Genomic DNA, 26,351 nt, shown 5'->3' with positions numbered 1-26,351 from the left:
AAGCGGCCTCGGCAGTACGCGCGTGGGGCGGATAGAAATAGCCTAGCTGTCGGTATTCACGCCTGGCGGCCTGGTTATCGCGGTGATGGATCTTGGATCTGCGCTATCGCTGCTATGCCCAAATCTGTGCCGGCGTCTATACCCACACCTTCAGCGACCAAACACAGGGATTCACCCTCAGCGATGGCTTGGACCGACACGGCAGGACATCATCTCAACCCCGCCTTCGATCGCATGATGTTCGATTATGAGGATTCCAGAAACGCTGCGGTGGGGACGCTGTGCCCGTTGCTCAACAACCGCTCTACAGCAATGTCAGGCAGTTCTATTGATCAATGTGTTGGGGGCAGTGCGTGGACACATTGCGTGCCCATTCCACCTCTGATCCGATGCTGCGGCTCGAACGTTAAACCGCGCCTGGACAGGATTAATGCTTGTGTCGGAAACTGATCCGGCCCTTGCTCAGATCATAGGGGGACAGCTCAAGTGTGACCTTGTCACCGTTGACGACGCGGATACGGTAACGGCGCATCTTGCCGGACGTATAGGCCTGAACCTGCATGCCGTTTTCCAGCTCGACCATGTATTTCTGGTTGCGCATCACATCCACAACCGTGCCTTCAAATTCGATCAGTTCTTCTTTAGCCATACGTACTCCTGTGCGTTGAAAAGAATTTATTAGCGCAATCATCAAATTGGATTTTTCTGTTCAGACCGCCGGCTACCATTGCTTACCGGCCGCAAGAGTGACTGAACCGCGTCCAGTCAGAAAGACGTGGCGATCAATACCACGATGAGATGAGAGTCTGTGAAACTTATATAGTGCTAAGGCCGGCCATTGTACACGTTTAAGGCCGCCATGTCACGGGCGGGTCTTATGCAACCGCAACATACTGACAAGTTTCTAATGATGAACACCCATGTTGCGGAACCGTTGGACGCATGAAAGCGGCCATCGAGCGTACAGAAATGTATTCACAGCGCACGGCGTATTTCGCAACTCGGGTATTCGTCATTTCCGTCCCGGCAATAAGTAATCGCCCGCTTGCGGCAAAACATTAAAAGAGCCGGACCCTTGCGCACGGGCCCGGCCTTTTTACACGGCCAGATAAATCAAGCGATCCGAGTCATGGCCTGTTTCACGCGCGCGGCGTAGTCGGGATCTGCCTTGGCGAATTGGGCCAACATACGTTCCTGTACCGCCGTCGTGGCATGCACCAATCCATCGGCAATGTTGCTGGTGAGCTGCTGTTTCTGATCATCATGCATGAGGCGAAACAGATTGCCGGGCTGGGTATAGTAGTCGTCTTCTGCGGTATCGTAGCTTTTGATCCAGGCATCGCCCTCCACCGGCATGGGCGGTGCGGTCAGCTGAGAATCCGGCATCGGAGCGCCTTGATCGCCACGGTCATTGGGATAAAAATTCACCCCGCCACCTTGATTATCACCACCGCCGTGCGCCGGGCACATGCCCGCCATGGCGCCGTCACGCTGGTAATGGTGCACCGGGCACCGGGCCGCGTTCACCGGAATCTGGTTGGCGTTGGCACCGACGCGATAACGATGGGCGTCCTGATAGGCCATCAGCCGCGCCTGCAACATACGGTCGGGTGATGCGCCGATGCCGGGCACCAGATGGCTGGGGGCGAAGGCGGCCTGCTCGGTCTCGGCGAAGTAGTTGCCGACGTTGCGGTTCAGCTCCAGCTGGCCAACCTCTATCAGCGGGAAATCACTGTGCGGCCAGATCTTGGTCAGATCGAAGGGGTTGATGTGATAGTGCCTGGCCTCTTCTTCGCTCATAATCTGCAGCTTCACCGTCCAGCTGGGGAACTCGCCGCGGTCAATGGCCTCGACCAAATCCTGCTGCGCGCCGAACGCGGGCATCGTGGCGGCCTCTTCGTTGCTGACGGTTTTGATGCCCTGGTTGCTTTTGATGTGCCACTTGACCCAGACACGCTTGCCCTTATCGTTCCAAAAGCTCAGGGTATGGGAACTGAAGCCATGCATATGACGATAGGAACAGGGAATGCCCCGGTCCGACATTAAAATCGTCATCTGGTGCAGGGACTGCGGATGGTTGGCCCAGAACTCGAACATGTTGGCCGGGTTGGGCAGGTTGGTGCGCGGATCCTTCTTCTGCGAATGAATGAAATCGGGAAACTTGATCGGATCGTTTAAAAAGAACACCGGCGTATTGTTGCCCACCAGATCGAAGTTGCCCTGCTCCGTATAGAACTTGATGGCGAAACCACGCGGGTCGCGGGCGTAATCGCTGGAGTCCTGACCGCCGCCGACTGTGGAGAAGCGCACAAAGACTTCGGTCTGCTGACCTTCCTGCTGCAGGAAGCTGGCGATGGTGTGTTCGCTAAGACGCTTGCTGAGGGTGAAGCTGCCGTACGCGCCGGTCCCGCGGGCATGCACCACGCGCTCCGGGATACGCTCGCGGTTGAAGTGGGCCAGCTTTTCGAACAGGTAATGATTGTCGAAGGTCAGCGGGCCTCGCTCGCCGACGCTGATGCTGTTGTTGTCCTCGGCCACGGGGGCGCCGCTGGAGGTGGTCAAACGGGTCTTGCTCATGCTGAACTCCTATCCGTAGTGTTATGGGGATATCTAAAGGCGATTAATCAATCGTCTGGAGATCAGCTTAGGCGGGGGTAGTATATTTGTGAAATTGATTAATATAGTCTGGGCGATCGTTTATATCGATATATAACCCCGTCATCTGTACAGGTCATCGGTCTTGGCCGCCATGACGAAGTCATTGACGTGCAAGCCCTTGATTTTGTGGCTCCACCATTCCACCGTGACCGTGCCCCACTGCGTCAAAAGCGCGGGGTGATGGCCCTCCTGTTCCGCGATCTCGCCCACCTTGTTGGTAAAGGCCAAGGCCTGGACGAAGTTCTCGAAGCCGAATTCCCGGCGCAGGCGATCAACGCCCGCGACGCTGACGATCTCCCAGTCTGGCAGCTGGGCCATGAATTCCTCGCGCTGCTGTGCCGTGGCGTGCGGCGCCCCGGCGCGGCAGGCTTGGCAGTGTTGTGTACTGAGTTCAGTCATGATGTCCTCCCTTCAGCTTGATTCATCACTCCTAAAGATATAGCGGGATACCGGAATTGCGCCAGACCTAAACGGTCTGGCCCGCCGCTTCGCCGCCGTACAAACGCAGTTTTACACTTAAGCGCCTGAAGGTGGTGCTGTCAACGCTGTCCGGCATGATCACCACGGGCCACAGGCGTCCGCCCGTCTCGGGCTTGAAGTTGAGCACGATCAACCAGGGATTGACGAAGCTGCTACCCAACAGTTTCACATCCAGGGTTTCACCGCGCACGGTTTCCAGTTGCCAACGCTCCTGATCCTGCCATACCAGATTGGCAACAGCGCGCCTGCCTTTTTTGAGCAAATAGTGGCGGGTATGGTTGATAAATCCGACCATGAGGGCGGCCAACAGGACCAGTTTAACAAGCAGGTTCAGGTCAAAGGCCCAAAGCCAATAAAACGCGCCGAGATACATCAGCAACAGCGCGCCATTGAGGATAAACGAAGTCTTAAGATTGATTCTAAACGGTATTGCGAACTTTTCTGATGATGTCATTGAGTGTCTCGTCCTCCGGGGGTTTTTGTAGCATGAGACATTCCAGCAATTCCTGGTCCTGGAAGTCGAGCAGCGCGTGAAACTGTTGTTTTTCTTCTGCGCTGAGATGGTCGTAGCGCCTTTCCACGAAAGGCTGCAACAGCAGATCAAGCTCCAACATGCCGCGGCGGCAACGCCATTGCAGTCGGGACTTGGTTGCCTGGTTTAAATCGGGTTCGGCGCTCATCAGCTGTTGTTTTTGAGCATGATGTTTTTGATCTCGCCGATGGCCTGGGTGGGGTTGAGTCCCTTGGGGCAGACGTTGGTGCAGTTCATAATGCTGTGGCAGCGGAACAGACGATACGGGCCTTCCAGTTCCTCCAGCCGTTGGGCGGTGGCCTGGTCGCGGCTGTCGGCGATGAAGCGATAGGCCTGCAACAAGGCGGCCGGTCCGCGGAATTTGTCCGGATTCCACCAGAACGAGGGACAGGCGGTGGAGCAGCAGGCGCACAAAATACATTCGTACAGGCCGTCCAGCTTCTCCCGTTCCTCGGGCGACTGGCGGTATTCGACTTCCGGTTCGGGATCATGCACGGTGAGATAGGGTTTGACCGAGCGGTACTGATGATAGAACTGGCTCATATCCACCACCAGATCACGGATCACCGGAAGCCCGGGGAGCGGGCGCACCGCCACCGGCTCCTTCAACTGGGCCAGCGGCGTGATACAGGCTAGACCGTTGCTGCCGTTGATGTTGAGCCCGTCGGAACCGCACACCCCCTCGCCGCAGGAATGACGAAAGGTAAAGCTTTCGTCCTGCGCCTTGATCTCGATCAGGGCGTCGCGCAGCATCATACCGGGGTGGGTTTCCACTTCGAAGACCTGCATGTAAGGTTTGTCGTCGGTCTCGGGGTTGTAGCGATAGATGGAAAAACGCATCACGGCACCTCTAATAGACACGCGCTTTGGGCGGAAAAGAATCCACCGACAAGGGTTTCATGCGCACCGGTTTGTAATCGATTTTGCGACCCTCCTTAAAAAACAAGGAATGCTTGAGCCAATGCTCGTCGTCGCGCTCGGGATAGTCGATGCGCGAATGGGCGCCGCGACTCTCCTTGCGCGCGCAGGCCGACACCACGGTCGCCAAGGCGATGTCCATGAGGTTCTCCAGCTCCAAGGCCTCGACACGGGCGGTGTTGAAGACCTTGCTATGGTCCTGCAGGCGCGCATCCTTGAGACGCGCCTCCAATTGGACCACCTTGTCCACGCCCTGGTTCAGGATCTCGTCGCTGCGGAACACGCCGCAATACTCTTCCATGGTCTTCTTCAGCTCGTCCTTGAGTTGCTTCACCGACTCGCCTTCGCCGGTTTGATCCCAGCGCGCCAGCCGCGCCATGGCCTGATCAACGCTGTCGCCGCTCAGCGGGCGGTGATAACGGTTTTCCTGTAGGTGGTCGATGATATGATTGCCGGCGGCGCGGCCGAAGACCACGATGTCCAACAGGGAGTTGCCGCCCAGACGGTTGGCGCCGTGCACCGAAACGCAGGCACATTCACCGGCGGCATACAGGCCGGGGACCGTTTCCTCCGCCGTATTGCCCAGTGGCGCCACCACCTGGCCATGACGATTGGTGGGGATGCCGCCCATGGTGTAGTGCGCGGTCGGATAGACCGGGATGGGCTCGTGAGCCGGATCGAGGTGGAGAAAGGTCTGCACCGTGGCGCGGATACCGGGCAGGCGCTTTTGCACCACGTCCACACCCAAATGATCGAGCTTGAGCATGACGTGATCGCCCTTCGGGCCGCAGCCGCGCCCCTCCTTGACCTCGGTGTAGATGGCGCGACTGACCACGTCGCGACTGGCCAGGTCTTTGGCGTTAGGGGCATAGCGCTCCATAAAGCGTTCGCCGTCCTTGTTCAAGAGATACCCCCCCTCGCCGCGCGCGCCCTCGGTGATCAGCATGCCCTTGCCGGCCACGCCGGTGGGGTGAAACTGGAAGAACTCCATGTCCTGCAGCGGGATGCCGGCGCGCAAGGCCATGCCCATGCCGTCGCCGGTATTGATGTGGGCGTTGGTGTTGGTGCGGAAGATCTGCCCCGCGCCGCCGGTGGCCAGCAGGGTGGCCTTGGCCTCGATGATCATGGGTTCGCCGGTCTCGATCTCCATCACCACCGCACCGAGGATATAGCCGTCATCGTCGCGGACCAAATCCAGGGCCAGGTATTCATCGAAGAAATGGGTCTTGGCGCGAATATTCTGTTGATATAAAGAGTGAAGAATGGCGTGGCCGGTGCGGTCGGCCGCGGCGCAGGTGCGGGCGGCCTGCTCGCCGCCGAAGTTCTGGCTCTGCCCACCGAAGGGTCGCTGATAGATCTTGCCGTCATCCAGGCGCGAGAACGGCACCCCGGCGTGCTCCAACTCCACTACCAGGCGCGGCGCCGCGCGGCACATGTATTCCACCGCGTCTTGGTCGGCCAAGTAATCACTGCCCTTGATGGTATCGAACATGTGCCAATGCCAGTTGTCCGGCAAGACATTGGCCAGAGCGGCGTTCATGCCGCCCTGCGCGGCCACGGTATGGGAACGGGTGGGAAAGACCTTGGAGACCACCGCCACATGGGCCTCGGCCTGGGCCAATTGCAGCGCCGCCCTCAGGCCGCCGCCGCCGGCGCCGATCACAAGCGTATCGAATCTGCGGACGGGTATGGAACTGCTCACGCGGCTGCGCCTCCTGCGGTTAGTAAAATCCTGATGGCCCACAATGCCATAACCAGCAGGCCGAGCGCCAACACGATCAGCAGCGTCACGCGCAGGGCGAAAGGCTTAATGTAATCCAGCATGACATCACGGATACCGACCCAGGCATGGGCCAGCAATGCAATAAAAAACACGGCGCTGGCCAGCGCCATGGGGCCCGCATGCATCCAGGCCTGCCACTCGCCATAGTCACGCGGCGGGGCCACCACCAGTGACACGAGAAAATAGGCTAGAAATACGGCCATATAGACCGCGCTGACGCGCTGCAACAACCAAGCCTTCAAGCCCGTCATCTGCCAGCTCATAGCACCATCACCACCGCGATCACGACCGCCACGACGCCTAAAATATTCACCGTCATGGCGCTACGCCGCGCCGCCGGCAACGCCACACCGATTTCCACGTCCAGCAATAGAAAGCGCACACCGGCGAAAAAATGATGCGCCGCGGACCAGGCGACCAGCACGGTCAACAGTTTGACCAAGCCGTTATCGAAGAGCGCCATCACCTGCTGATAGCCCTGCGGGCTGTGCAGAGAGCGTTCCAACAACCAGATAAAAAAGGGGATGGACAGAAACAGCAACACACCGGAAATACGGTGGCCGATGGAGGCGATCGCCGTGACAGGCTGGCGGATATGCCGCAGATCGAGATAAACCGGTCGGGTGTCGGGTTTATTATTCTTCATACAAGCCCTTAGTGTATCGGAGTGATGATATTAGTCTAGTATTACTTCTTCGCCAATACTGCGTTATCATCCCCTCCATTTAGACTCAATCTTAATCTTACAAAGAAGAAACCACTATGAATGAATTCGAAGCCGTATTGAATCGCGATGCCGTCACCGAGCTGTCGGACTATGGTCTTGTTAAGGCCGAAGGCGATGACGCCGCCGAGTTTCTGCACAACCAGTTCACCAATGACCTGAAGCAGGGCGTGACCGAGGAGCAAAGCCAACTCAGCGCCTATTGCAATCCCAAGGGACGCATGCTGGCCTTATTCCGTGTCTTTAAAGCCGATGGCGCCTACTACCTAGCCATGCCCAGGGAACTCATCGAGGCTACTCACAAACGGCTCGCTATGTTCGTGCTCATGTCCAAGGTAAAACTGGAGGACGTCAGCGACAGCATCACTCAGGTAGGCGTTTCCGGCCCGAATATCGACCAAAAACTGATGGCGGTCGTCGGCGAGTTGCCGGAACAGATCAACGGCGTGTCCAGCCACGGCAACATCACCATTATCCGCATCCCCGGCCCCTTTCCCCGTTATCAGTTGTTCGGACCGCCGGAGGACATGAAACAGGCCTATAACCGCCTCTCCACCTTCATGGCCGAGGTCTCGCCCCGGGCCTGGGAAATGCTCGATATCCAGGCCGGGATCCCCGTCCTGCGCCAGGCCAATGTCGAGGCCTTTGTACCGCAAATGACCAATCTCAAGACCGTCGGCGGCCTGAGCTTCAAAAAGGGCTGTTTTCCCGGCCAGGAGATCGTCGCGCGCATGGAGTACTTGGGCAAGCTCAAACGGCGCATGTATCTGGCCCACAGCGACAGCGAAGCACCCGCTCCCGGTGATGTGGTCTACCGTCATGACGGCGAGGCCCGCAAGGCCGGCAACGTGCTCATCGCCCAACCCCATCCCGGCGGCGGCTCGGATTTGCTCATGGTGGCCGAAATCGAGGCGGCGGAAAACGGCCCGCTCTATCTTTCGCAGAGCGACGCATCTGCCCTCCAGCTCAAGGAGTTACCCTACTCCTTCTAACACTTGAGTTCCCGAGAGGCGCGCCGATACTTAGTGCAGTCTCTTTATAACAACAGGGAACGTCACGCGTGAATGCCGAAGACAAATTCATCGCCGCCTTGATGGAGGATGTCAGCACGGGTCAGCTTGAGTTGCCCACGCTACCGGAAGTCGCCATCAAGGTGCGTAAACTGGTCGACGACCCGATGGTCTCGGCCGACAAGATCGCCAAGCTGGTGGGCACGGACGCCGCCCTCTCGGCGCGGCTGCTGCAGGTTGCCAACAGTGTCTTCTTCCGCGGTCTGAATTCCGTCGACAACGTGCGCACGGCGGTGGTGCGGCTGGGCGGCGTCTGTGTGCGTAACGTGGTGGCCAGCCTGGTGATGCGCCAGCTCTACCAGGCCGAGAAGATGGGCCCGATCAAACAGGACATGCTCAACCTCTGGGTCCACGGTGCCCGAGTGGCGGCCATCAGTCATGTGTTGGCGCGACGCTTTACCCGCCTCAACCCCGACGAGGCCATGCTGGCCGGACTGATCCACGACATCGGCATCCTGCCCATCCTGAAGCGGGCGACGAAATTCCCCGAAGTCATGGAAAACAAATCCATTCTCTATCGCGTCATCGACAGGATGCATCAGGAGATCGGCCAATTGATTCTGGAGGAATGGCATTTTCCGCCACAACTGGTTCAGGTGGCCGCCGAGCACGAAGACTATCATCGCAACCCCGGCCCGGAACCGGATTATACCGACGTGGTGCTGGTCGCCAATCTGCACAGCTATATGGGCCAGCCCAAACACAAGGCCAACAGCATCGACTGGAACGGCATTCCGGCCTTCGAAAAACTGGAGTTGACACCCGAACAGAGCGTACGGGCCATGGCGGAGGCCCAAGCCGACATCGCCGAAATACAAAAAGTGATTTCGGGATGAGCGGAGCGCAATGAGTTTCAAATCGATTATCGAGGTTTACGCGTGAGTCTGGAAAGCAAACTGCTAGCGAAATTTCTTGATGACATCAACCATAATCGCATCAACCTGCCCACCCTGCCGGAAGTGGCGCTGAAGGTGCGTGACGTCGTCCAGGATCCGAGTTCCTCCGCCGCCAAGATCGCCGTCACCATCGGCTCGGACCCGGTGCTCACCGCCCGGCTGCTGCATATCGCCAACAGCCCGCTGTATCGCGGCGCCATGCCCATCGAAAACCTACAGAACGCCATCACCCGGCTGGGGCAGACCGTGGTGCGCAACATCATCACCGGCATGGTCATGGAACAGCTTTATCAAAAAGGCGCCAATCCGAGTGTGGAAAAGCACCTAAAGGAACTCTGGCTGCACAGCACCCGGGTAGCCGCCATCAGTCACGTGCTGGCGCGCAAGTTCACCAGGCTCAAACCCGACCAGGCCATGCTGGCCGGTCTGATCCACGACATCGGCGCCATCCCGGTTTACACCGAAGCGGTCAACATCCCGGAGCTGCAAGACGAGGCACTGCTGCAACGCATTGTCGACAAGATCCACAACCTGATCGGCACCACCATCCTGGACGAATGGGACTTTCCGCAAGAGCTGATTGACGTGGTCTCTAACCACGAAGACCTGCGTTACGACTCCGGCGAAGAAGTGGACTACGTGGATATCGTCACTGTCGCCAATATTCTCAGTTACGTCGGCACCGCCCACCCTCACACCAAAACCGAGTGGATGCAAATCCCGGCCTTCAAAAAGCTCGGGCTCACACCGGAGCAGAGCATTGCCATCATGGAAGAGGCGCAGGAAGAGGTGGCGCTGATTCAGAAAATGTTCAGCGCCTAAGCGCAAGCCGCTATGCGCACATTTTAAGCGGCCTCTGCTTATATCATTTCAGGCCGCATGTAAGGAAACAACAGCACATCACGAATCGACGCTGCGTCGGTGAACAACATCACCAGACGGTCGATACCAATGCCCTCACCCGCCGTTGGCGGCATGCCGTGCTCCAAGGCGCGCACATAATCGGCATCGAAATGCATGGCCTCGTCATCGCCGGCCTCCTTCTCCTCCACCTGTTTGCGGAAGCGCTCGGCCTGGTCTTCGGCATCGTTGAGCTCGGTAAAGCCGTTGGCGAGCTCGCGGCCGCCGACGAAAAATTCGAAGCGGTCGGTAACGTAGGGATCGGCGTCATTGCGCCGCGCCAGGGGTGACACCTCGGTGGGATAGGCGGTGATAAAGGTCGGTTCCTTGAGGCGATGCTCCACCGTCTTTTCGAAGATCTCGATCTGCACCTTGCCCAGGCCGTAGCTGTCCTTGAGGGGAATGCCCAGGCGCTCGGCCACGGCGCGGGCCCTGTCCAGATCATCCAGCTCATCCTCGCTGATATCCGGGTTGTAGAACAGAATGGATTGCTTCACGGTAAGACGGGCAAAGGGTTTGCCGAAATCGTAGACCTCACCTTGATAGGAAAGCTTGGTGTCGCCCAGAATCTCCAGCGCCATACCGCGCAGCATCTCCTCGGTGTGGTCCATCAGGTCGTGGTAATCGGCATAGGCTTCGTAGAACTCGAGCATGGTGAACTCGGGATTGTGGCGCGTGGAGACACCCTCGTTGCGGAAGTTGCGGTTGATCTCATACACCCGCTCGAAACCGCCGACGATGAGCCGTTTCAGATACAGCTCGGGGGCCACGCGCAGGAACATCTGCAAATCCAGGGCGTTGTGATGGGTGATAAAGGGCCGCGCCGTGGCGCCGCCGGGGATGGCATGCATCATCGGCGTCTCGACCTCCAAAAAGCCCTTGCTGTCGAGGTAATGACGGATATGCTGAATAATGCGGGTGCGCACCCGAAAGGTCTCGCGCGCGGCCTGATTCATAATCAGATCCAGATAGCGCTGACGATAACGGGTCTCCTGGTCTTCCAGGCCGTGAAACTTGTCCGGCAGCGGCCGCAGCGACTTGGTCAGCAGACGAATGGAATCGGCCTTGACCGAAAGCTCGCCGGTCTTGGTGCGGAAAAGGGTACCCTCAGCGCCAATGATGTCGCCCACGTCCCAGCCCTTGAACTCTTGATAGATCTCTTGCCCCACCGCATCGCGCTGCACGAAGATCTGCATGCGGCCCGACTCGTCCAATAGCTGGGCGAAGCTGGCCTTGCCCATGACGCGCTTGGCCATCAGACGCCCGGCGATGCTGACGCGCAGCGCATTGGCCTCCAAGGCCTCATTGTCCTTCTCGCCGTACTCGGCGTGCAGCTCGCCGGCCATGACATTGCGGCGGAAGTCGCTGGGAAAGGCAATGCGCTTTTCGCGTATCTCTTTGAGCTTGGCGCGCCGTTCGGCGATGAGGCGGTGTTCGTCTTGAGTCTGTTGTTCTTCTGTCATGGCTACAACTCTTTTTGTGAATAACTACTAGAGGCCGCTTTTCAGGCTGGCCTCGATAAACTGATCCAAGTCACCGTCCAGCACCGCCTGGGTGTTGCCGGTCTCCACCCCGGTACGCAGGTCCTTGATGCGCGATTGGTCCAATACGTAAGAACGGATCTGGCTGCCCCAGCCGATGTCGGCCTTGCTGTCCTCCACCGCCTGTTGGTCGCCGGCGCGTTTCATCATCTCCAGCTCATAGAGCTTGGCCTTGAGCTGTTTCATGGCGGTGGCCTTGTTTTTGTGCTGGGAGCGGTCGTTCTGGCACTGTACCACGATGCCGGTTGGGTTATGGGTGATACGCACCGCCGACTCGGTGCGGTTGACGTGCTGTCCGCCGGCACCCGAGGCGCGATAAACATCGATGCGCAGGTCGGCCGGATTGATGTCGATATCGATATCTTCGTCGATCTCGGGCGACACGAACACTGAGGCGAAGGAGGTGTGACGGCGGTTGCCGGAATCGAAGGGCGACTTGCGCACCAGCCGGTGCACGCCGGTCTCGGTGCGCAGCCAACCGAAGGCGTACTCACCCTCGACGTGGAGGGTGGCACTCTTGATGCCCGCCACCTCCCCTTCCGAGACCTCGATCAACTCGGTCTTAAAGCCGCTGCGCTCGCCCCAGCGCAGATACATGCGCAGTAGCATATTGGCCCAGTCCTGGGCCTCGGTGCCGCCGGAACCGGCCTGGATGTCGACGAAGGCATGCTTGGCATCCATTTCGCCGGAGAACATGCGTCGGAATTCCAAGGTTTCGAGCCGTTTTTCCAGTTCGGCCAGATCGCCCTCGACTGAAGCCACCGTATCGGTGTCATTTTCTTCAGCGGCGATTTCCAGCAGCGCCTCGGCATCCCCCAGACTGCTGTCGAGATCGGTGATGGTCTTGACCACCTGCTCCAGCTGGGCGCGCTCCTTACCCAGCGACTGAGCCCGCTCCTGGTCGCTCCAGACATCCGGGGCTTCTAGCTCGCGCTCGACCTCGATCAGGCGCTCCTGCTTGCTTTCAAAGTCAAAGATACCCCCTCAGCGCAGCGCTGCGCTCTTGCATATCCTTGACCTGACGTACGATAGGATTGATTTCCAACATAGTGAATTCGTCCGAAAAACGGCGATTCTACTACAGCCGCCCCGAGGGGAGGAAGCGGGGCCCCATGCGGAGCATGGGGATCTGACCCCCGGCGGGGCGGCTACTCGCTACACCCACGCACCCTCTCACCAGCAACCAACGCAAGAATGACAACTTATCTTTGCCGAGGGGAGGAAGCGGGGCCCCATGCGGAGCATGGGGATCTGACCCCCGGCGGGGCGGCTACTCGCTACACCCACGCACCCTCTCACCAGCAACCAACGCAAGAATTACAACTTATCTTTGCCCGAGGGGAGGAAGCGGGGCACTCAATGAAGCAGCATGGGGCGAAGCATGGGGATCTGACCCCCGGCGGGGCGGCTACTCGCTACACCCACGCACCCTCTCACCAGCAACCAACGCAAGAATGACAACTTATCTTTCCCCGAGGGGAGGAAGCGGGGCACTCAATGAAGCAGCATGGGGATCCGTCCCCTGGCGGAGCGGCGACTATCAACCCCGCCTGATGCGTGACTCCACGAGCAGGGGAGGAAATTCAGGCTGCCCTAAGCCAGTATATCGTTCACCGCGGCGCGGATTTCATCCACGGTAAACGGTTTCTTGATGATGTGTTTGGCGCCCAGCAAGCGGGCCACTGACAACAGGTCGATCTGCCCCGAAAATCCCGAGCCGCCCGAAATGGCGATCACCTTGATCCCGGGACGGTCCTTTTTCAGTTCCATGATCATTTCGATACCGTTTTTGCGCGGCATCACCAGGTCGGTGATAATCAGGTCGATCTCGGCATCTCGATAGGTCTCACAGGCATGCACGCCGTCCTCCGCCTCCATGACTTCATGCCCGTCCTTGTTGACGATTTTACCCAACAGGGTACGGATGGGCGCCTCGTCATCAACTATCAGTATGTTTGCCATTGCCTCTGTGCCTTCCTTGGTCTGTCTTAGAACAACTCGGCTTCGCCGGAACCCATATCCTGTTGCTGAATGGAGCGATGCGCCAGGATTTCCAATTCCCGCTCGACATCCGCCTTGAGCTGCTGAATTCTCTGCAACAAATTGGTGTGCTCCAGCGTGTGGCCCGCCTCCACCCGGCTCAAGTCGATCAGCTTTTCGGTCAACAAGTGCAGCGTGTCGCCGCGCACCTCCAAGCCCTCGATCAACTGACGCGTCATGTCCTCAAACTGCAGCGAGCGCACCGCCACACCGACATTTTCACTGATGTTTTCCGCCAGTCCGGAGACATTGTTCAATTCTTGCGACAGCATTTTGTTGGTATCGGCGACCTCATTCATCATTTCCGAGATCCGGTCCTGGTAGGTCAGCGCCATATCGATATCGCGCGAGGCCATGTCACCGACGATCTCGCCGGCGCGCCGCATGGTCTGGCGGGTGACATTATAGTTTTCACGGATCTGTTCGCTGAATTGGCTGCTACGCTGTGACAGGTGACGGACTTCATCAGCCACCACGGCAAAGCCGCGGCCCGCTTCACCGGCACGGGCGGCCTCGATGGCGGCATTCAATGCCAGCAGGTTGGTCTGGCCACTGATGCCGTCGATCTCGGATAACAGCTTGTCGGCCGCGGTCAATTGTTCGCTGATGTCATTCATGGCATTGACCAGGTCCATACTGCCCTTACCCATGGCCCTGATATTGTCGACGAATATCGTCACAATCTCTGCCGCCTCTTGCGCCATTTGGTGCTGCCCCGATTCATCGGAAAACTGGCTTGAAATGCGTTGGATCAAATCAACCACCAGCCCCAGCTGTTGCTGAGACTGCTGCTCCAAACCGGTAAAACTGTTCACCAGACCTTCGATGGCAGTGCCCTGCAAACCGCGCACCTGGCCCAGTTCGTTTTTGGCGCGTTCGAATTGCTCATGCATATCCGCACGCACGCCATCGAGGGTGCGATTGATCTCCTGATCGACGGCGGCGTTGGCTTGGCCTGCGGACACCTTAGAGGATGCGGGCAGCCATGCGGCGCGCTTGCCCTGCCACATCCACAGAAAGGACATGACCGCAATGAAGACAGAAAGCAGAACCGGATGCGGCAACAGCCATACCAAACCTATCCCGGCACTCAACAACACGAATGGCGGCAGAATATGTCGCTTAAACCCGAAAATGTTGCGCAGTTTGGCAAACAAAGTCTGTTCCTTGGCCTTAGTGTCAACTCGATTACCACTGCTGTACAACGCTCTGAATCTTCAAGCGACGGAGACAAATATCCACCGCACGACCCACCTCTAGCGTCCAGCCCCACATTGGATATATCGAGGCTCGCTGCAGATACTTTAGTATTGCAGCGGAAATAAGCGCGCGCTTATTCAGGCGGCCTGCTCGGCGCGGCTAGGATGGCGTTGTCGCGGCGAGCGGCTCGATATGCTCCACCATGAGCTGCAGAGTGCGGCTGTCGCGGTAATGATTGACATCCAACTTATAGGCCATTTTCACCATGGCAACATCCGCAGGCCATGCGTCGTCCACGACATTGAAGGCGATGGCGTCAAGCACCTGACCGGCGCCATCGGTTTGCAGGGTCAGTTTCAAATGCCGCTCGCCGACAATGCGGCGCTTGAGCAGTCGGAATTCGCCATCGAACACCGGCTCGGGAAAGCCCTGCCCCCAGGGGCCGGCTTGGCGCAGGGATTCGGCCAGGCCCAGGTTCAAATCCGCGCCATTCAAGGCGCCATCGCTCCAGACCCGGCCGCGCAGATCGTCCTCGGCCAAGTGGCGGCGCACCTCCGCATCGAAGGCGCAGACAAAGTCTTCGAAGTCGGTGCGCTTCACGGTCAGGCCCGCCGCCATGGCGTGACCGCCGAATTTTTGTACCAGACCCGGGCAGCGAGTGGCCACCGCCTCCAGGCCGTCGCGGATATGAAAACCGGCCACCGAGCGCGCCGAGCCCTTAATATGATCATCATCGGCGGCGGCGAAGGCGATCACCGGGCGATGGTAGCGCTCTTTGATGCGCGCAGCCAGGATGCCGATCACGCCCTGGTGCCATTCTTCGTGGAACAGGCACAGTCCCGCCGGCAGCGCGGCGGTCTCTTCCAGCTGCAGTGCTTGTAGATGGTGCAGGGCCTGGTCACGCATCTCATCTTCGATGGCGCGGCGCCGGCGATTGAGGCCGTCCAACTCAGCGGCCAGTGCACGCGCCTGCTGTGGATCGTCCGTCAGCAGACACTGAATGCCAAGACTCATATCCTGCAAGCGCCCGGCGGCATTGAGACGCGGGCCGACGGCAAAACCCATGTCGGCGGCGACCACGGTGTCGCCGCGTCGCCCGGCGACTTCAAGCAAGGCCTGAATACCGGGACAACAGCGGCCGCTGCGGATGCGCGCCAATCCCTGAGCCACCAGGATGCGGTTGATGTGATCCAGGGGCACCACATCGGCGACGGTGCCGAGGGCGACGATGTCCAGCAATTGCGCCAGATTGGGCGACTCCAAACTGCGGCGTTGGAACCAACCGTTGTCGCGCAGGGCAGCGCGCAAGGCCAGCATGACGTAGAAGATCACCCCAACCCCAGCCAGAGACTTACTCGGGAACTGGCAACCGGGTTGATTGGGATTGACGATGGCCTCGGCCTCGGGCAGGGTCGCGCCCGGCAGGTGGTGGTCGGTCACCACCACCTGCATGCCGTGCGCCCGCGCCGCGCGCACACCGTCCAGGCTGGCGATGCCGTTGTCCACGGTGACGATGACGTCGGGCGCGCGCGCAGCGGCAACGGCGACGATCTCCGGCGTCAGGCCATAACCGTATTCGAAACGGTTGGGCACCAGAAACTGGACATCGGCCGCCCCCAGCAGGCGCAGGGCGCGCAAGGCCAGCGCCGTGCTGGTGGCACCGTCGGCGTCGAAATCGCCCACCACGAGAATGCGGCGCCCGTCCTCCACCGCACGCGCCAATACTGCCACCGCCTGTGCCATCCCCTTCATGAGCTGCGGCGGTGGTAACCTGTCCAGACCGGTTTCCAGTTCCCGCTCGGATGCCACTTGGCGGCCGGCGTAGACGCGCGCCAGGACCGGATGCAGATCGGGAAACAGCGTATGCCAGTTGTCGGGCACGGCGCGGCGCAGGATCTCGACTGTCATCAGGCGCCCAATTGCAGCTTGGTCAGGGAACGGCGACGACGCCACCAGTGTTTGAGGCGCTTGGCGTCCAGTTCAAATTCGGCGTTGTCGCTGAGCAGGCGGATGCTGGCCAGGCGCTTGCTGCTTAGCGCCGCCATCAAGGCGCGCAACCACTCATCGTTTACCGCTTCGATCATGTCGCGCCAACGCTGCAAATCCTGTTGCTGCAGCGCCTCGGCCAGCGCCTCGATCACCACCAGGTGGCGGCCCATTGCCGTGGCCTGTTCCAGCCACTCTTCGCCGCTGGCGGGCAGGGTGTTACGCTCGGTTTGGCTCACCTGCGCCAAGGCCGCGCTGAGGGTGTCGTTGCTCCACACCTGCTGCCAGGTCTGCGTGGCTAGCCGGGGCAGCTCACCCTCGCCCCACAGCCAGATGCTGTTGATCTCGGGCAGGCCGCGCTGGCGCCGGGCCTGGTTCACCGGACTGGCGTAAAACAACATCTGTACCTCGTTGAGAATCTTGTGCCAGTGCATGGCGGCACCGCCGGCCGGCAGGTGTTGATGGATATCCTGGCCGATGACGTCCTGCAGCGGCCGGGTGCGAATGTCCGGGGCATGATCGCAGGTGAGATACCAGCGCTCGGCCACCGGGGTTTCCAGTGTCAGACCGTCTTCGGCGAACAGGCGGTTGAATTCCGCCGCCAGCTGCTGCGCCTCGGCCGGGGTCACCGCCAGCGGCCGATTACCGAGCATGACGATGCGGTCCCGATCTGGCTGCAGGTGCACCGGATCGGCGCGCAGGCAGTCACGCGGCGGCGCACAACCCTGATCGACGACATGAGTCACAGCGGCCACCGGCGGATGCCTCTGAGTGGCGGGATAGCCGAACAAGTTAAACAGAGCGGCGTCCGAGCCTTGCGACTGATGGCGCTTTCGCCGCGCGCGCGACAACATCAATTCCAGCTGCGCAACCGCCAGGCCCTCAAAATAGCGCCGCTCGCGCAGCACGTCGGCGCCCAACAGGCCGGGGATGAAGAGTGTGATGTGTCGTTGCTGCATGACCTGCCGGGGGAGATGAAATTCGCTCCATATAATAGAGCTTCGGCTCCGGCATGGCCAGCCGCTGCGATGGGGGGATCAGGCACGTCCCTATGCCTACCGGGTGTCAGGCGCCACTCGCGGCGCCCGACGGGCTTAGCCCGCCTTCAATAGCTCCAACATTTCGCTGGACAATCCCTGCGCCTGACCGGCAAGCGCCGCACCGGGATCGGCCTGGATATGGGCCTTGAGCTGCTGCGCCACGTGCGCCGCCTGCTCGGCTGACTGGATCACGCCCTGAGCGCGCGGAGCCGACCCCTGGCTCAGCATCTCCGCGGCGCGACTGACGGTAAGCGCATCGTCCTGGCGGCCGTGCACCTGCTGAGTTTGCGCCGCCGGAGCCTGGCCCCGGGATTCGCGCTCTTCCGGGCGCCCCGCCTGTTTATTGGCAACACCACCTGGATTATTGTTGGAAATGGGTGTAGTCACGCTGTGTCCTCCATATTTGACTGACGTTTTTTTGACGAAAACCACGCCATGGGTCGATTTTCGTCCCTCAGCCGAAGATGGTGCAACATTCAGGCCAGCGTTTTTCGGGCTCCTCAGCCGCCGAAACCAATGTCTGGCCGATTGATTTTAAGCTGGTTTTTTTCTTGCCTCCCCACACTCGGCCGCAGCGCGTCGGCGCAGCTCACCCTGTGCCGCCGCGCCCCGAAGAGTCCATACAAAACAAATTGCTATTTGCCCACATAAAACATGTATGATTTTTTTTAACAAACGTGTATGCTCTATACACGTAACGTTTGAGTGGTCTTATAATCCAACCGTTTGTAAGGACATTGACAGTTAAGAATGTTCGACTTTAATGAAGCTGAGTCAGGCGCGTGGCCGCCAATCAGGCAAGAACACCTCACCCCTGTCTCACTTTTACCAGCAACCTTGGAACAACAAGAGGAGATATCGATATGAACTTCAAGCGACTCATGAAACTTGCCGCCCCCGCCGCCGCGCTGTTGATCGCACTCCCGGCCAATGCCGCCGATGGTGAAGCTGTGTACAACAAAACCTGCAAGATGTGTCACGGGTCCGGCATGATGGGTGCGCCAAAAACCGGTGATAGCGCTGCTTGGGCTGACCGTATCGCCAAGGGCGAAGAGACTCTGTATCACAACGCCATTAACGGCATCGGCAAGATGAAGCCCAAAGGCGGCAAGAAGTCTTTGACCGATGAAGAGGTCAAGGCCGCCGTTGACTACATGGTTGCGCAATCCAAATAAGGATTGCTGCCTGACACTTTGGATTAAGGGTCGCAATGAACACCCCGTCTGTGACCCGCATGCCGGCCAAGCATGGCCGGCATGCGCAGGCGATAGAAAAAATGAAATACAGAACAAATTCAAGGCAAAGGGCGCGCGCAACGGTTTCGGACATACCCCTGATCGTCGAGACACAGCGACAACTATCACAAACGCGGCTGTGATCCAGTTATAACCCGACGACGGGCGGTGTAACAGATAACAATAGTTACGTATGGAGGTACTATGTCCACTACTACACTCGACCAGCCGACATATAATTTCGAGGTGGTGAAATGGTTCACCATCATGTCGGTCATCTATCTGGTCGTCGGCACACTGGTGGGAACATTTATCGCATCCCAACTGGCATTCCCCGACCTCAATTTCGACAATCCCTATCTCACCTTCGGTCGACTCAGACCGCTGCACACCAATGCCGTCATCTTCGCCTTCGGCGGCAGCGTCCTCATGGCCACGGCCTATTACGTGGTGCAACGCACCTGCGGTGTGCGGGTATGGAGCGACAAGATGGCCTGGTTCACCTTCTGGGGCTGGAATCTGATTATCGTCCTGGCAGTGATCACGTTGCCCCTGGGGCTGACCCAGGGCAAGGAGTACGCCGAGCTGGAGTGGCCCATCGATATCCTGATCGCCGTGGTGTGGGTGGCCTTCATGTTCAACTTCATCATGACCCTGGCCACACGCAAGAATTCACATATTTATGTGGCTAACTGGTTTTTTCTCGGCATGATGATCATGATCACCTATCTGCATGTTGGCAACTCCATGGCCATTCCGGTGAGCTTGATGAAGTCCTACTCCATGTATTCGGGCGTGCAGGATGCCATGGTGCAGTGGTGGTGGGGGCACAATGCCGTCGGTTACTTTCTGACCGCCGGCTTTCTCGGCATCATGTATTACTTCGTGCCCAAACAGGCCGAACTGCCCATCTTCTCCTATCGGCTGTCGGTACTGCACTTCTGGGCGCTGATGTTCGGTTATGCCTGGCTGGGTGCACACCATCTGCATTACACCGCCCTGCCCGACTGGACCGGCTCGCTGGGTGCCGCGGTCTCCATCGCCATGATCATTCCTTCATGGGGGGGCGCCATCAACGGCATGATGACCCTGTCCGGGGCCTGGCACAAACTGCGTGAAGACTATGTCCTGCGTTTCCTGATCGTGTCTTTGGCCTTCTACGCCATGTCCACCTTCGAGGGGCCGGTCATGTCCTTGAAGACGGTCAACGCCCTGTCTCACTACACGGACTGGACCATTGGCCACGTACACTCCGGTGCCCTGGGTTGGGTCGCCATGGTCTCCATCGGCGCCATCTATCATATGGTTACGCGTCTGTGGGGCCGTGAATTGTATTCCACTTCCCTGGTCAGCCTGCACTTCTGGATGTCCACCATCGGTGCCGTGATCTACATCTGCGCCATGTGGGTCTCGGGCATCATGCAGGGCCTGATGTGGCGCGCCACCGACGATTACGGCAACCTGATGTATACCTTCGTGGAATCGGTCGCCGCCATGCATCCCTACTATGTACTGCGTGCCGTGGGCGGATTGATCTTCTTCCTCGGTGCCTGCGTGATGCTCTACAACATCGTCATGACACTACGTCAACCTGCAGGTGCCGGCGCCACGGCCACCTCCAAAGCTTGAGGGAGGAGAAAACGATGTCATCATTTCAAGAGAAAAATGAAAAGAATGTTTGGCTGTTGTCCGGCGTACTGGCCATCACGCTACTGGTCGCCGGGGTAGTGGAGATCGTCCCGCTCTATTATCTGCCAAACACCATGGAAGATTTGACGGAAGAGGAGGACAACATCCGTCCCTACACGGCCCTGGAGCTGGAAGGCCGCGATATCTACATCCGTGAAGGCTGTTACCTGTGCCACTCACAGATGATTCGCCCCTTCCGCGACGAAAAGGAGCGTTACGGCCACTACTCCCTGGCGGTGGAATCGAAGTATGACCATCCCTTCCAGTGGGGTTCCAAGCGCACCGGTCCCGACCTGGCCCGCGTCGGCGGTAAGTACTCCGACGAGTGGCAGCGTCAGCACCTGATGGATCCGCGTTCGCTGGTGCCCGAGTCCGTCATGCCGCGTTATCCGTGGTTGGCCGAGAACAAGATCGACGCCTCCATGACCGAAACCAAGCTGCGCGCCATGGCGGCGGTAGGGGTGCCCTATACAGACGCGGACTTTGCCGGTGCAGAGCAGGCGGTCAAGGGCAAGACCGAGATGGACGCCATGGTCGCCTATCTCCAGGTCTTGGGCACGATGGTGGACTTTCAGGAAGGCAAGGATTACCGACAATGATTAGCGATTACTTGCACACAGACTGGGCGGCGATGACCGCTACCGACTGGTGGGGGCTGTTCGTCACGGTTGCGATCTTTTTCTGCATGATCGGACTTTACTACCTGGTATTCAAACCGAGCAGCAAGACTAAGCTGGAGCAGCATCGTGACTTTGTCCTGAGAGAAGATTCTGAGCATTGGGAGAAGTAAGCCATGAGCAATCATAATAATCCAGGCCAAGCGCCTGACACGGGGCACGAGTGGGACGGCATTCGTGAACTGACCAACGCGCCGCCCAAGTGGTGGACCATCTGTTTTTACCTGAGTCTGCTCTGGTGTGTCGTCTATTTCATCCTTTACCCCTCTATACCGTTGATCAATGGGCCGAATGAGGGGCTGTTGAACTGGAGCTCCATCAAGGAATACAAACAGGCGGTGGCCAAGTACCAGGAGATCCGCGAGCCCTATATGGATCAGCTGGAAACTATGAGCGCCGAGCAGATCCTGGCCGACCAGGAGATGCTCAACTTCGCCAACTCCTATACCAATGCCTTGTTCGGTGACTATTGCTCCGCCTGTCACGGTGCCGGCGGTCAGGGTGTGGAAGGGCGTTTCCCCAATCTGCGCGACGACAACTGGCTCTACGGCGGTTCGGTGGACGCCATCAAAGAGACCATCACCAACGGCCGCGAAGGTATGATGCCGGCCTTCCAGGCGGACCTCGGTCAGGCCGAGATCGAGCAGTTGGCCGACTTTGTCATCGCCCTGCCCCAGGGACAGGCCACCCAAGCCGGCTGGTCTTTGTATGAAGAAAGCGGTTGCGGTCTGTGCCACGGCGAAGATGCCAAAGGCGTGCCCGATTTCGGTTCGGCCAATCTGACCGACAGTGTCTGGCGTTTCGGCGATTCCCGTGACGAGGTGATTCGCACCATCAGCAAGGGTGTCAATCAGGAAGATGTGGAAGGCAGCCGCAGTGCCGTCATGCCCGCCTTCGATGAACGCTTGTCAGACAACGATATTAAACTGCTTACGGTGCGCGTCTGGTCCTTCGGTGGCGGTCAACAGTAACGGTCATCAAACTTGGGAGCCCGCCCTTGCGGGCTTTCTCTTTCGCCACCCAGACAAACAATTTAGGAGGCCATTATGGATAGCGTAGTGATCGGTTCCATCCTATCAGTACTTGGCGCCGTCATCGTCTTTGTCTTTCTTGCCATTCGGCTGCGCAATTTGATGAATCAAAAACCGGACGACAAAGATTAGGGGGCATTTTCGCCGACACGGGGGCCTTGCGCCCCCGAAATTTTACCTGCCCCATGACGCGCACATCGTATAGAATATTATCAATGACTAATATATTTTTAAAGCCGTGAACTTCCCGCCCGCTCGGTGCAGCAAAGCCCCGACCTCGGGTGTCCAAGGAAGTAACCCACCAGGCTTTGTTTTTTGTCTTCCAACCTCAACCACGACGCAGCAATGGCTATGGACGCGCAAAAACCTCAAATCAGTGCAGACAATGTGCAAGAGATCTATGACGAGACCGTACATTGGCATGTCAATCTCGGCGACGAAACCATACACGCCAAACGTATGCCCGGTCGGTTCCGCAAACTCAAATGGTTCAGCGCCAGTCTTTGGTTGATCTTCTTCATCGGCCCCTATCTGCGTTGGGGCGGTCAACAGGCCATCCTGTTCGACATCCCCGATCGTCAGTTCCACCTGTTCGCCATCACCGTGCATCCTCAGGACGTCTGGATGCTCTCCCTGGTGCTGATCCTGATGGCCATGATCCTGTTTGGCGTCACAGCCATCGCGGGACGGGTATTCTGCGGCTATTTCTGCTTCCAGACCATCTGGACCGATGTCTTTACCCTGATTGAAGAAAAGATCGAAGGACCCCCGGCACAGCGGCGCAAGCTTGAAAAGGCGCCGCTGAGCCTTGTCAAGGCGCGCAAGAAGTTGCTCAAACACAGTCTCTGGCTGGCGATCGCCGTCCTCACCGGCATGACCTTCGCGGCCTACTTCACCGATGCATTCCAGTTATGGCGCGATGTCTTCACCCTGAACGCCCATATCATCGCCTACATCGTATTGTTGATGTTCACCCTGGGCACCTATTTTCTGGCCGGCTATCTGCGCGAACAAGTGTGCTTTTGGCTCTGCCCCTATGCCCGCATCCAAGGCGTGATGTACGACAAGGACACCCTCCTGCCCACCTACGATGTCGAGCGCGGCGAACCGCGCGGCAAGCTCAAGGCCGACAACAAAGAGTTGGGGGATTGTATCGATTGCCGCATGTGTGTCGCCGTCTGCCCCACCGGGGTGGATATCCGCAACGGTCAGCAGGAGGGCTGCATCACCTGTGGCCTGTGTATCGATGCCTGCGACAGCATCATGGACAAGGTGGGCCGCAACAAGGGCCTGATCCGTTATGCCTCGCTGCGCGAGATGGCCGGCGAGGTGGTCAAATCGCCCTTGAAGCGGCCGCGCGTGCTGGTCTATGCCGCCATTATGCTGTTCGCCTTTGGCGGCATCCTCTATGGCTTGACCAATATTGCGCCCATCGATTGGCACATCCTGCATCAGCGTCAACCGCTCTACACGGTCATGTCCGATGGTTCGGTGCAAAACCGTTATACCTTCAAGATACTCAACAAGACCGAACAGGCCATGCAGGTGCGCATAAGCACCGCAGGGGTCGAAGGGCTCGAGGTCTCCGGTATCGATGAGCTCATGACCCTGAAGGCGGATAAACTGGTGCCCTTCAATGTCGATGTCCGTGCCAGGCCGGCGCAACTGCCGCATGAGCATACACCCATCACCTTTGTATTAAAGGATATAAACCATCCAGACCGGGTGTTCACACGAGAAAGTGTGATCATTCGCCCGCCGCGTTGACCCGGTCGCTGAGAGTATTTATTTATAGACCTATACGATGAGCACGAAACTGAAGCTGCTGACTGCGGTCTTGATCGGCCTGGCGATCTTCACCCTCTGGCCGGGGGGTGAGGCCGATCAATCCTCTTCGTCCATGCGCGTGTGGAACGCTCACTTGGACGCCCAGGGCCGGCTCCATGTTCTCGGCGTCGTGCTGGGGCAGTCCACCCTGAAGCAGGCAGAAGCGGCACTGCACAGCCAGAGCGAACGCGCCCTGTTCGTGCAGGTCGAACGTCCCGCCGGTGCCCAGGAGACCCTGGAGGCCTTCTTCCCCACCTCACCCGATCGCGCCAAGATCGTGATCGAACTGGACGCCGCCCCCGAGCTCATCGACCGCATCAAGGCGCAGGCACACCGGCCCATGGCCTTCCCCTCGGGCAATATCAAGATGCAGATCGCGCCTGAGCACCGGGGCGCCGTGGACGCCAGTATCGTCAAGTCGCTCACCTATATCCCACCCATCTCCCTCGCGCCGGCGCTGATCGAAAGGCAGTTCGGTCAGCCCGGCGAACGTCGCCGTGACGCCGACGGCAACCTGCATCTACTCTATCCAAGACTGGGATTGGATGTGGTGGTGCCGCCGCAGGACAAGCCCTTGCTGCAGTTTGTGCCGCCAGACCAATTCGATCGTTTGTTGAGCCTGCTGGACGAGGCGTCCGACATCACGGGGGGTCAATGACCGAACTCTTGGCCGCCGGATTCGCCATCGGCTTTCTCGGCAGTCTGCACTGCATCGGCATGTGCGGCGGCCTGGTCGCGGCCATGGGCATGAGCCGCCCCCAGACCTGGTGGCCGGGACTGATCAGCTACCAACTGGGCCGGCTCACCACTTACACCGCCCTGGGTCTGGTGGCCGGCCTCATCGGCGGTGTGGTCGCCCACGGCACTGCGGCGGGCGGGCTGGGCAGTGTCCAGCATATGCTCAGCATCTTCGCCGGCCTGGTGATTATCCTCCTGGCCCTGCATATCGGCGGTTGGCTGCCCGATCCCTTTGCCCGGTTCAGCGCACGGCTGGCCGACATCACCGGCCTGAGCCGTTGGCTACCGGTCGCGGCAGGCCACGACAATACCGGACCTTGGTACACCGTGGGCGTGTTAAACGGCCTGCTGCCCTGCGGCTTGGTTTATGCCGGCCTGAGCCTGAGCCTCAGCGCCGCCGCCAGTTGGCAGGGCGCCCTGATCATGTTCAGCTTCGGCCTGGGCACGGTCCCGGCCATGCTGGCGGCGCCGGCCTTGCTGCGCAGCGTCACCCCGGCCACGCGCGGCAGGGTCCTCAAGCTGGGGGCCATACTGCTGATCGGCATCGGCCTGGTGACGCTGCTGCGCGGCACGCCCTTGGGGCGGCATGATCATGAGGCCCATGACGACATGCCACATCAGATGCCCATGGAGCAGATCTCGGCCCTCGATCCCGATCGTGACTGCATCAGCCCGCCACAGGCGGTACTCGCCACTGCGCAAGCGAACACCCAATAAAATCGGGAGAACACCGACGCAAGGGGCTCAGATGAGCGAAGAACAGATCAACAAAACGCCATGGCGTCCCTTTCAGGAACACATCCTGGCCGCCGTGTTTGTGCACGAAAACCAGGCCATCCGCACCATCGAATATCTGATCGAACACGATTTCCTCATGGACCGCATCTCCCTCCTCGGTCCGCGCCTGTCCAAGGGCGACGATTTTCTCGGCATTTACTATCCCTCCCCCAAGGTGCGCATGAAAAAATGGGCCCAATGGGGCGCCATCATCGGCGCCCTGTGGGGATTGGTGGCCAGCCTGATCAGCACCGTGGCCTCCCTGGAAGGCACCGATCAAGCATTGCTGTTCGAGACCTTCCTCTGGACCATGACCTACAGCGCCCTGGTAGGCGCCCTCATGGCGGCAGCGGCCGCCTTCTCCCACGTCGCCTCCATGCTGCATCGCATGGGCATCCCCGAGGAGCAGATCGAAGTATTGGAACAGGCCATCAAGGCCCATAAATACGTAGTGCTACTTATCGGGTCACGTCGGGAGTTGGAACCCTTTCAACATCGCATTGAACACAGCGGTGCCGAACGGGTGTTAAATTTCGCCAAAGACCGGCTCGAGGTCTGAACCATGTGGACAATGGCATTGGTGGAACTGGCTGTGCTGGTGATCATCGT

The 26,351-nt window shown here is 59.0% G+C and carries 28 protein-coding genes; 12 read left to right on the top strand and 16 right to left on the bottom strand.

Annotated features, from left to right (window positions below):
* Window positions 1-427: 427 nt before the first annotated feature.
* The 9 genes from Tel_07540 to Tel_07500 all read right to left on the bottom strand — a co-directional run bounded on the left by Tel_07540 (window position 428) and on the right by Tel_07500 (window position 7,017).
* Window positions 428-649, bottom strand: coding sequence for a translation initiation factor IF-1 (locus tag Tel_07540; GenBank protein ID ALP53022.1), 222 nt, complete (start codon window positions 647-649; stop codon window positions 428-430).
* Window positions 650-1,113: 464 nt separating this feature from the next.
* Window positions 1,114-2,577, bottom strand: a complete 1,464-nt coding sequence (locus tag Tel_07535) for a catalase (GenBank protein ALP53021.1) — start codon at window positions 2,575-2,577, stop codon at window positions 1,114-1,116.
* A 141-nt stretch (window positions 2,578-2,718) separates the two neighbouring features.
* Complete coding sequence (locus Tel_07530; GenBank protein ALP53020.1) at window positions 2,719-3,057, bottom strand: pterin-4-alpha-carbinolamine dehydratase; 339 nt, start codon at window positions 3,055-3,057, stop codon at window positions 2,719-2,721.
* Window positions 3,058-3,124: 67 nt separating this feature from the next.
* Entirely contained in the window at window positions 3,125-3,511 is a 387-nt protein-coding gene (locus Tel_07525) for a hypothetical protein (GenBank protein ALP53019.1), read from the bottom strand.
* 46 nt (window positions 3,512-3,557) lie between these two features.
* Window positions 3,558-3,818: a hypothetical protein gene (locus Tel_07520; protein ID ALP53018.1), complete on the bottom strand. Its 261-nt coding sequence runs from the start codon at window positions 3,816-3,818 to the stop codon at window positions 3,558-3,560.
* Complete coding sequence (gene sdhB, locus Tel_07515) at window positions 3,818-4,510, bottom strand: succinate dehydrogenase (GenBank protein ID ALP53017.1); 693 nt, start codon at window positions 4,508-4,510, stop codon at window positions 3,818-3,820. The genes Tel_07520 and sdhB overlap by 1 nt, the downstream gene beginning before the upstream one ends.
* Before the next feature lie 10 nt (window positions 4,511-4,520).
* A complete protein-coding gene (gene sdhA, locus Tel_07510; protein ID ALP53016.1) occupies window positions 4,521-6,290 on the bottom strand; it encodes a succinate dehydrogenase in 1,770 nt (589 codons plus the stop codon).
* On the bottom strand, window positions 6,287-6,634 hold the full coding sequence (locus Tel_07505) for a succinate dehydrogenase (GenBank protein ALP53015.1): 348 nt from the start codon (window positions 6,632-6,634) through the stop codon (window positions 6,287-6,289). Before Tel_07505 ends, sdhA begins: the two co-directional genes overlap by 4 nt.
* Window positions 6,631-7,017: a hypothetical protein gene (locus tag Tel_07500; GenBank protein ID ALP53014.1), complete on the bottom strand. Its 387-nt coding sequence runs from the start codon at window positions 7,015-7,017 to the stop codon at window positions 6,631-6,633. Before Tel_07500 ends, Tel_07505 begins: the two co-directional genes overlap by 4 nt.
* A 116-nt stretch (window positions 7,018-7,133) precedes the next feature.
* On the opposite strand from Tel_07500, the gene Tel_07495 reads away from it, so the two are divergent.
* The 3 genes from Tel_07495 (at window position 7,134) to Tel_07485 (ending at window position 9,883) form a co-directional block, all read left to right on the top strand.
* Window positions 7,134-8,087 carry a hypothetical protein gene (locus tag Tel_07495; GenBank protein ID ALP53013.1) on the top strand — a complete coding sequence of 318 codons (954 nt, stop codon included), beginning with the start codon at window positions 7,134-7,136 and terminating at the stop codon, window positions 8,085-8,087.
* A 68-nt stretch (window positions 8,088-8,155) separates the two neighbouring features.
* Window positions 8,156-9,001, top strand: a complete 846-nt coding sequence (locus Tel_07490) for a hypothetical protein (GenBank protein ID ALP53012.1) — start codon at window positions 8,156-8,158, stop codon at window positions 8,999-9,001.
* A 42-nt stretch (window positions 9,002-9,043) separates the two neighbouring features.
* Window positions 9,044-9,883 (top strand): hypothetical protein, encoded by an 840-nt coding sequence (locus tag Tel_07485; protein ALP53011.1) that lies wholly within the window; start codon window positions 9,044-9,046, stop codon window positions 9,881-9,883.
* 38 nt (window positions 9,884-9,921) lie between these two features.
* Here the strand turns inward: Tel_07485 and Tel_07480 are convergent, their stop codons facing one another.
* The 7 genes from Tel_07480 to Tel_07450 all read right to left on the bottom strand — a co-directional run bounded on the left by Tel_07480 (window position 9,922) and on the right by Tel_07450 (window position 18,155).
* On the bottom strand, window positions 9,922-11,424 hold the full coding sequence (locus tag Tel_07480) for a lysine--tRNA ligase (protein ALP53010.1): 1,503 nt from the start codon (window positions 11,422-11,424) through the stop codon (window positions 9,922-9,924).
* Between the two features lie 27 nt (window positions 11,425-11,451).
* Window positions 11,452-12,384 (bottom strand): peptide chain release factor 2, encoded by a 933-nt coding sequence (locus tag Tel_07475; GenBank protein ID ALP53009.1) that lies wholly within the window; start codon window positions 12,382-12,384, stop codon window positions 11,452-11,454.
* Between the two features lie 711 nt (window positions 12,385-13,095).
* On the bottom strand, window positions 13,096-13,464 hold the full coding sequence (locus tag Tel_07470) for a hypothetical protein (protein ALP53008.1): 369 nt from the start codon (window positions 13,462-13,464) through the stop codon (window positions 13,096-13,098).
* 26 nt (window positions 13,465-13,490) lie between these two features.
* A complete protein-coding gene (locus tag Tel_07465) occupies window positions 13,491-14,699 on the bottom strand; it encodes a hypothetical protein (GenBank protein ALP53007.1) in 1,209 nt (402 codons plus the stop codon).
* A 202-nt stretch (window positions 14,700-14,901) separates the two neighbouring features.
* The gene (locus Tel_07460) at window positions 14,902-16,650 is read right to left on the bottom strand and encodes a single-stranded-DNA-specific exonuclease RecJ (GenBank protein ID ALP53006.1); all 1,749 of its coding nucleotides are present in this window, start codon (window positions 16,648-16,650) and stop codon (window positions 14,902-14,904) included.
* Window positions 16,650-17,687: a hypothetical protein gene (locus Tel_07455; GenBank protein ALP53005.1), complete on the bottom strand. Its 1,038-nt coding sequence runs from the start codon at window positions 17,685-17,687 to the stop codon at window positions 16,650-16,652. The genes Tel_07460 and Tel_07455 overlap by 1 nt, the downstream gene beginning before the upstream one ends.
* A gap of 135 nt (window positions 17,688-17,822) precedes the next feature.
* On the bottom strand, window positions 17,823-18,155 hold the full coding sequence (locus Tel_07450) for a hypothetical protein (GenBank protein ALP53004.1): 333 nt from the start codon (window positions 18,153-18,155) through the stop codon (window positions 17,823-17,825).
* A 476-nt stretch (window positions 18,156-18,631) separates the two neighbouring features.
* On the opposite strand from Tel_07450, the gene Tel_07445 reads away from it, so the two are divergent.
* The 9 genes from Tel_07445 to Tel_07405 all read left to right on the top strand — a co-directional run bounded on the left by Tel_07445 (window position 18,632) and on the right by Tel_07405 (window position 26,301).
* Window positions 18,632-18,943 carry a hypothetical protein gene (locus Tel_07445; GenBank protein ALP53003.1) on the top strand — a complete coding sequence of 104 codons (312 nt, stop codon included), beginning with the start codon at window positions 18,632-18,634 and terminating at the stop codon, window positions 18,941-18,943.
* Window positions 18,944-19,207: 264 nt separating this feature from the next.
* On the top strand, window positions 19,208-20,632 hold the full coding sequence (locus Tel_07440) for a cytochrome oxidase (protein ID ALP53002.1): 1,425 nt from the start codon (window positions 19,208-19,210) through the stop codon (window positions 20,630-20,632).
* A gap of 14 nt (window positions 20,633-20,646) precedes the next feature.
* The gene (locus Tel_07435) at window positions 20,647-21,291 is read left to right on the top strand and encodes a cytochrome oxidase subunit II (GenBank protein ALP53001.1); all 645 of its coding nucleotides are present in this window, start codon (window positions 20,647-20,649) and stop codon (window positions 21,289-21,291) included.
* Window positions 21,288-21,482, top strand: coding sequence for a hypothetical protein (locus Tel_07430; protein ALP53000.1), 195 nt, complete (start codon window positions 21,288-21,290; stop codon window positions 21,480-21,482). The genes Tel_07435 and Tel_07430 overlap by 4 nt, the downstream gene beginning before the upstream one ends.
* A 3-nt stretch (window positions 21,483-21,485) precedes the next feature.
* Window positions 21,486-22,340 (top strand): cytochrome C oxidase subunit III, encoded by an 855-nt coding sequence (locus tag Tel_07425; protein ID ALP52999.1) that lies wholly within the window; start codon window positions 21,486-21,488, stop codon window positions 22,338-22,340.
* Window positions 22,341-22,751: 411 nt separating this feature from the next.
* Window positions 22,752-24,167: a 4Fe-4S ferredoxin gene (locus Tel_07420; GenBank protein ALP52998.1), complete on the top strand. Its 1,416-nt coding sequence runs from the start codon at window positions 22,752-22,754 to the stop codon at window positions 24,165-24,167.
* Window positions 24,168-24,204: 37 nt separating this feature from the next.
* Window positions 24,205-24,885, top strand: coding sequence for a hypothetical protein (locus tag Tel_07415; protein ID ALP52997.1), 681 nt, complete (start codon window positions 24,205-24,207; stop codon window positions 24,883-24,885).
* Window positions 24,882-25,682 (top strand): hypothetical protein, encoded by an 801-nt coding sequence (locus Tel_07410; GenBank protein ALP52996.1) that lies wholly within the window; start codon window positions 24,882-24,884, stop codon window positions 25,680-25,682. Before Tel_07415 ends, Tel_07410 begins: the two co-directional genes overlap by 4 nt.
* A gap of 31 nt (window positions 25,683-25,713) precedes the next feature.
* On the top strand, window positions 25,714-26,301 hold the full coding sequence (locus Tel_07405; protein ID ALP52995.1) for a hypothetical protein: 588 nt from the start codon (window positions 25,714-25,716) through the stop codon (window positions 26,299-26,301).
* Window positions 26,302-26,351 lie beyond the last annotated feature (50 nt).

Origin of the sequence: Candidatus Tenderia electrophaga (assembly GCA_001447805.1) — a bacterium.
In the GTDB taxonomy this organism is placed as follows: domain Bacteria; phylum Pseudomonadota; class Gammaproteobacteria; order Tenderiales; family Tenderiaceae; genus Tenderia; species Tenderia electrophaga.
The sequence above is the reverse complement of the archived record's forward strand: the minus strand, read 5'-3'. Positions and strand labels throughout refer to the sequence as shown.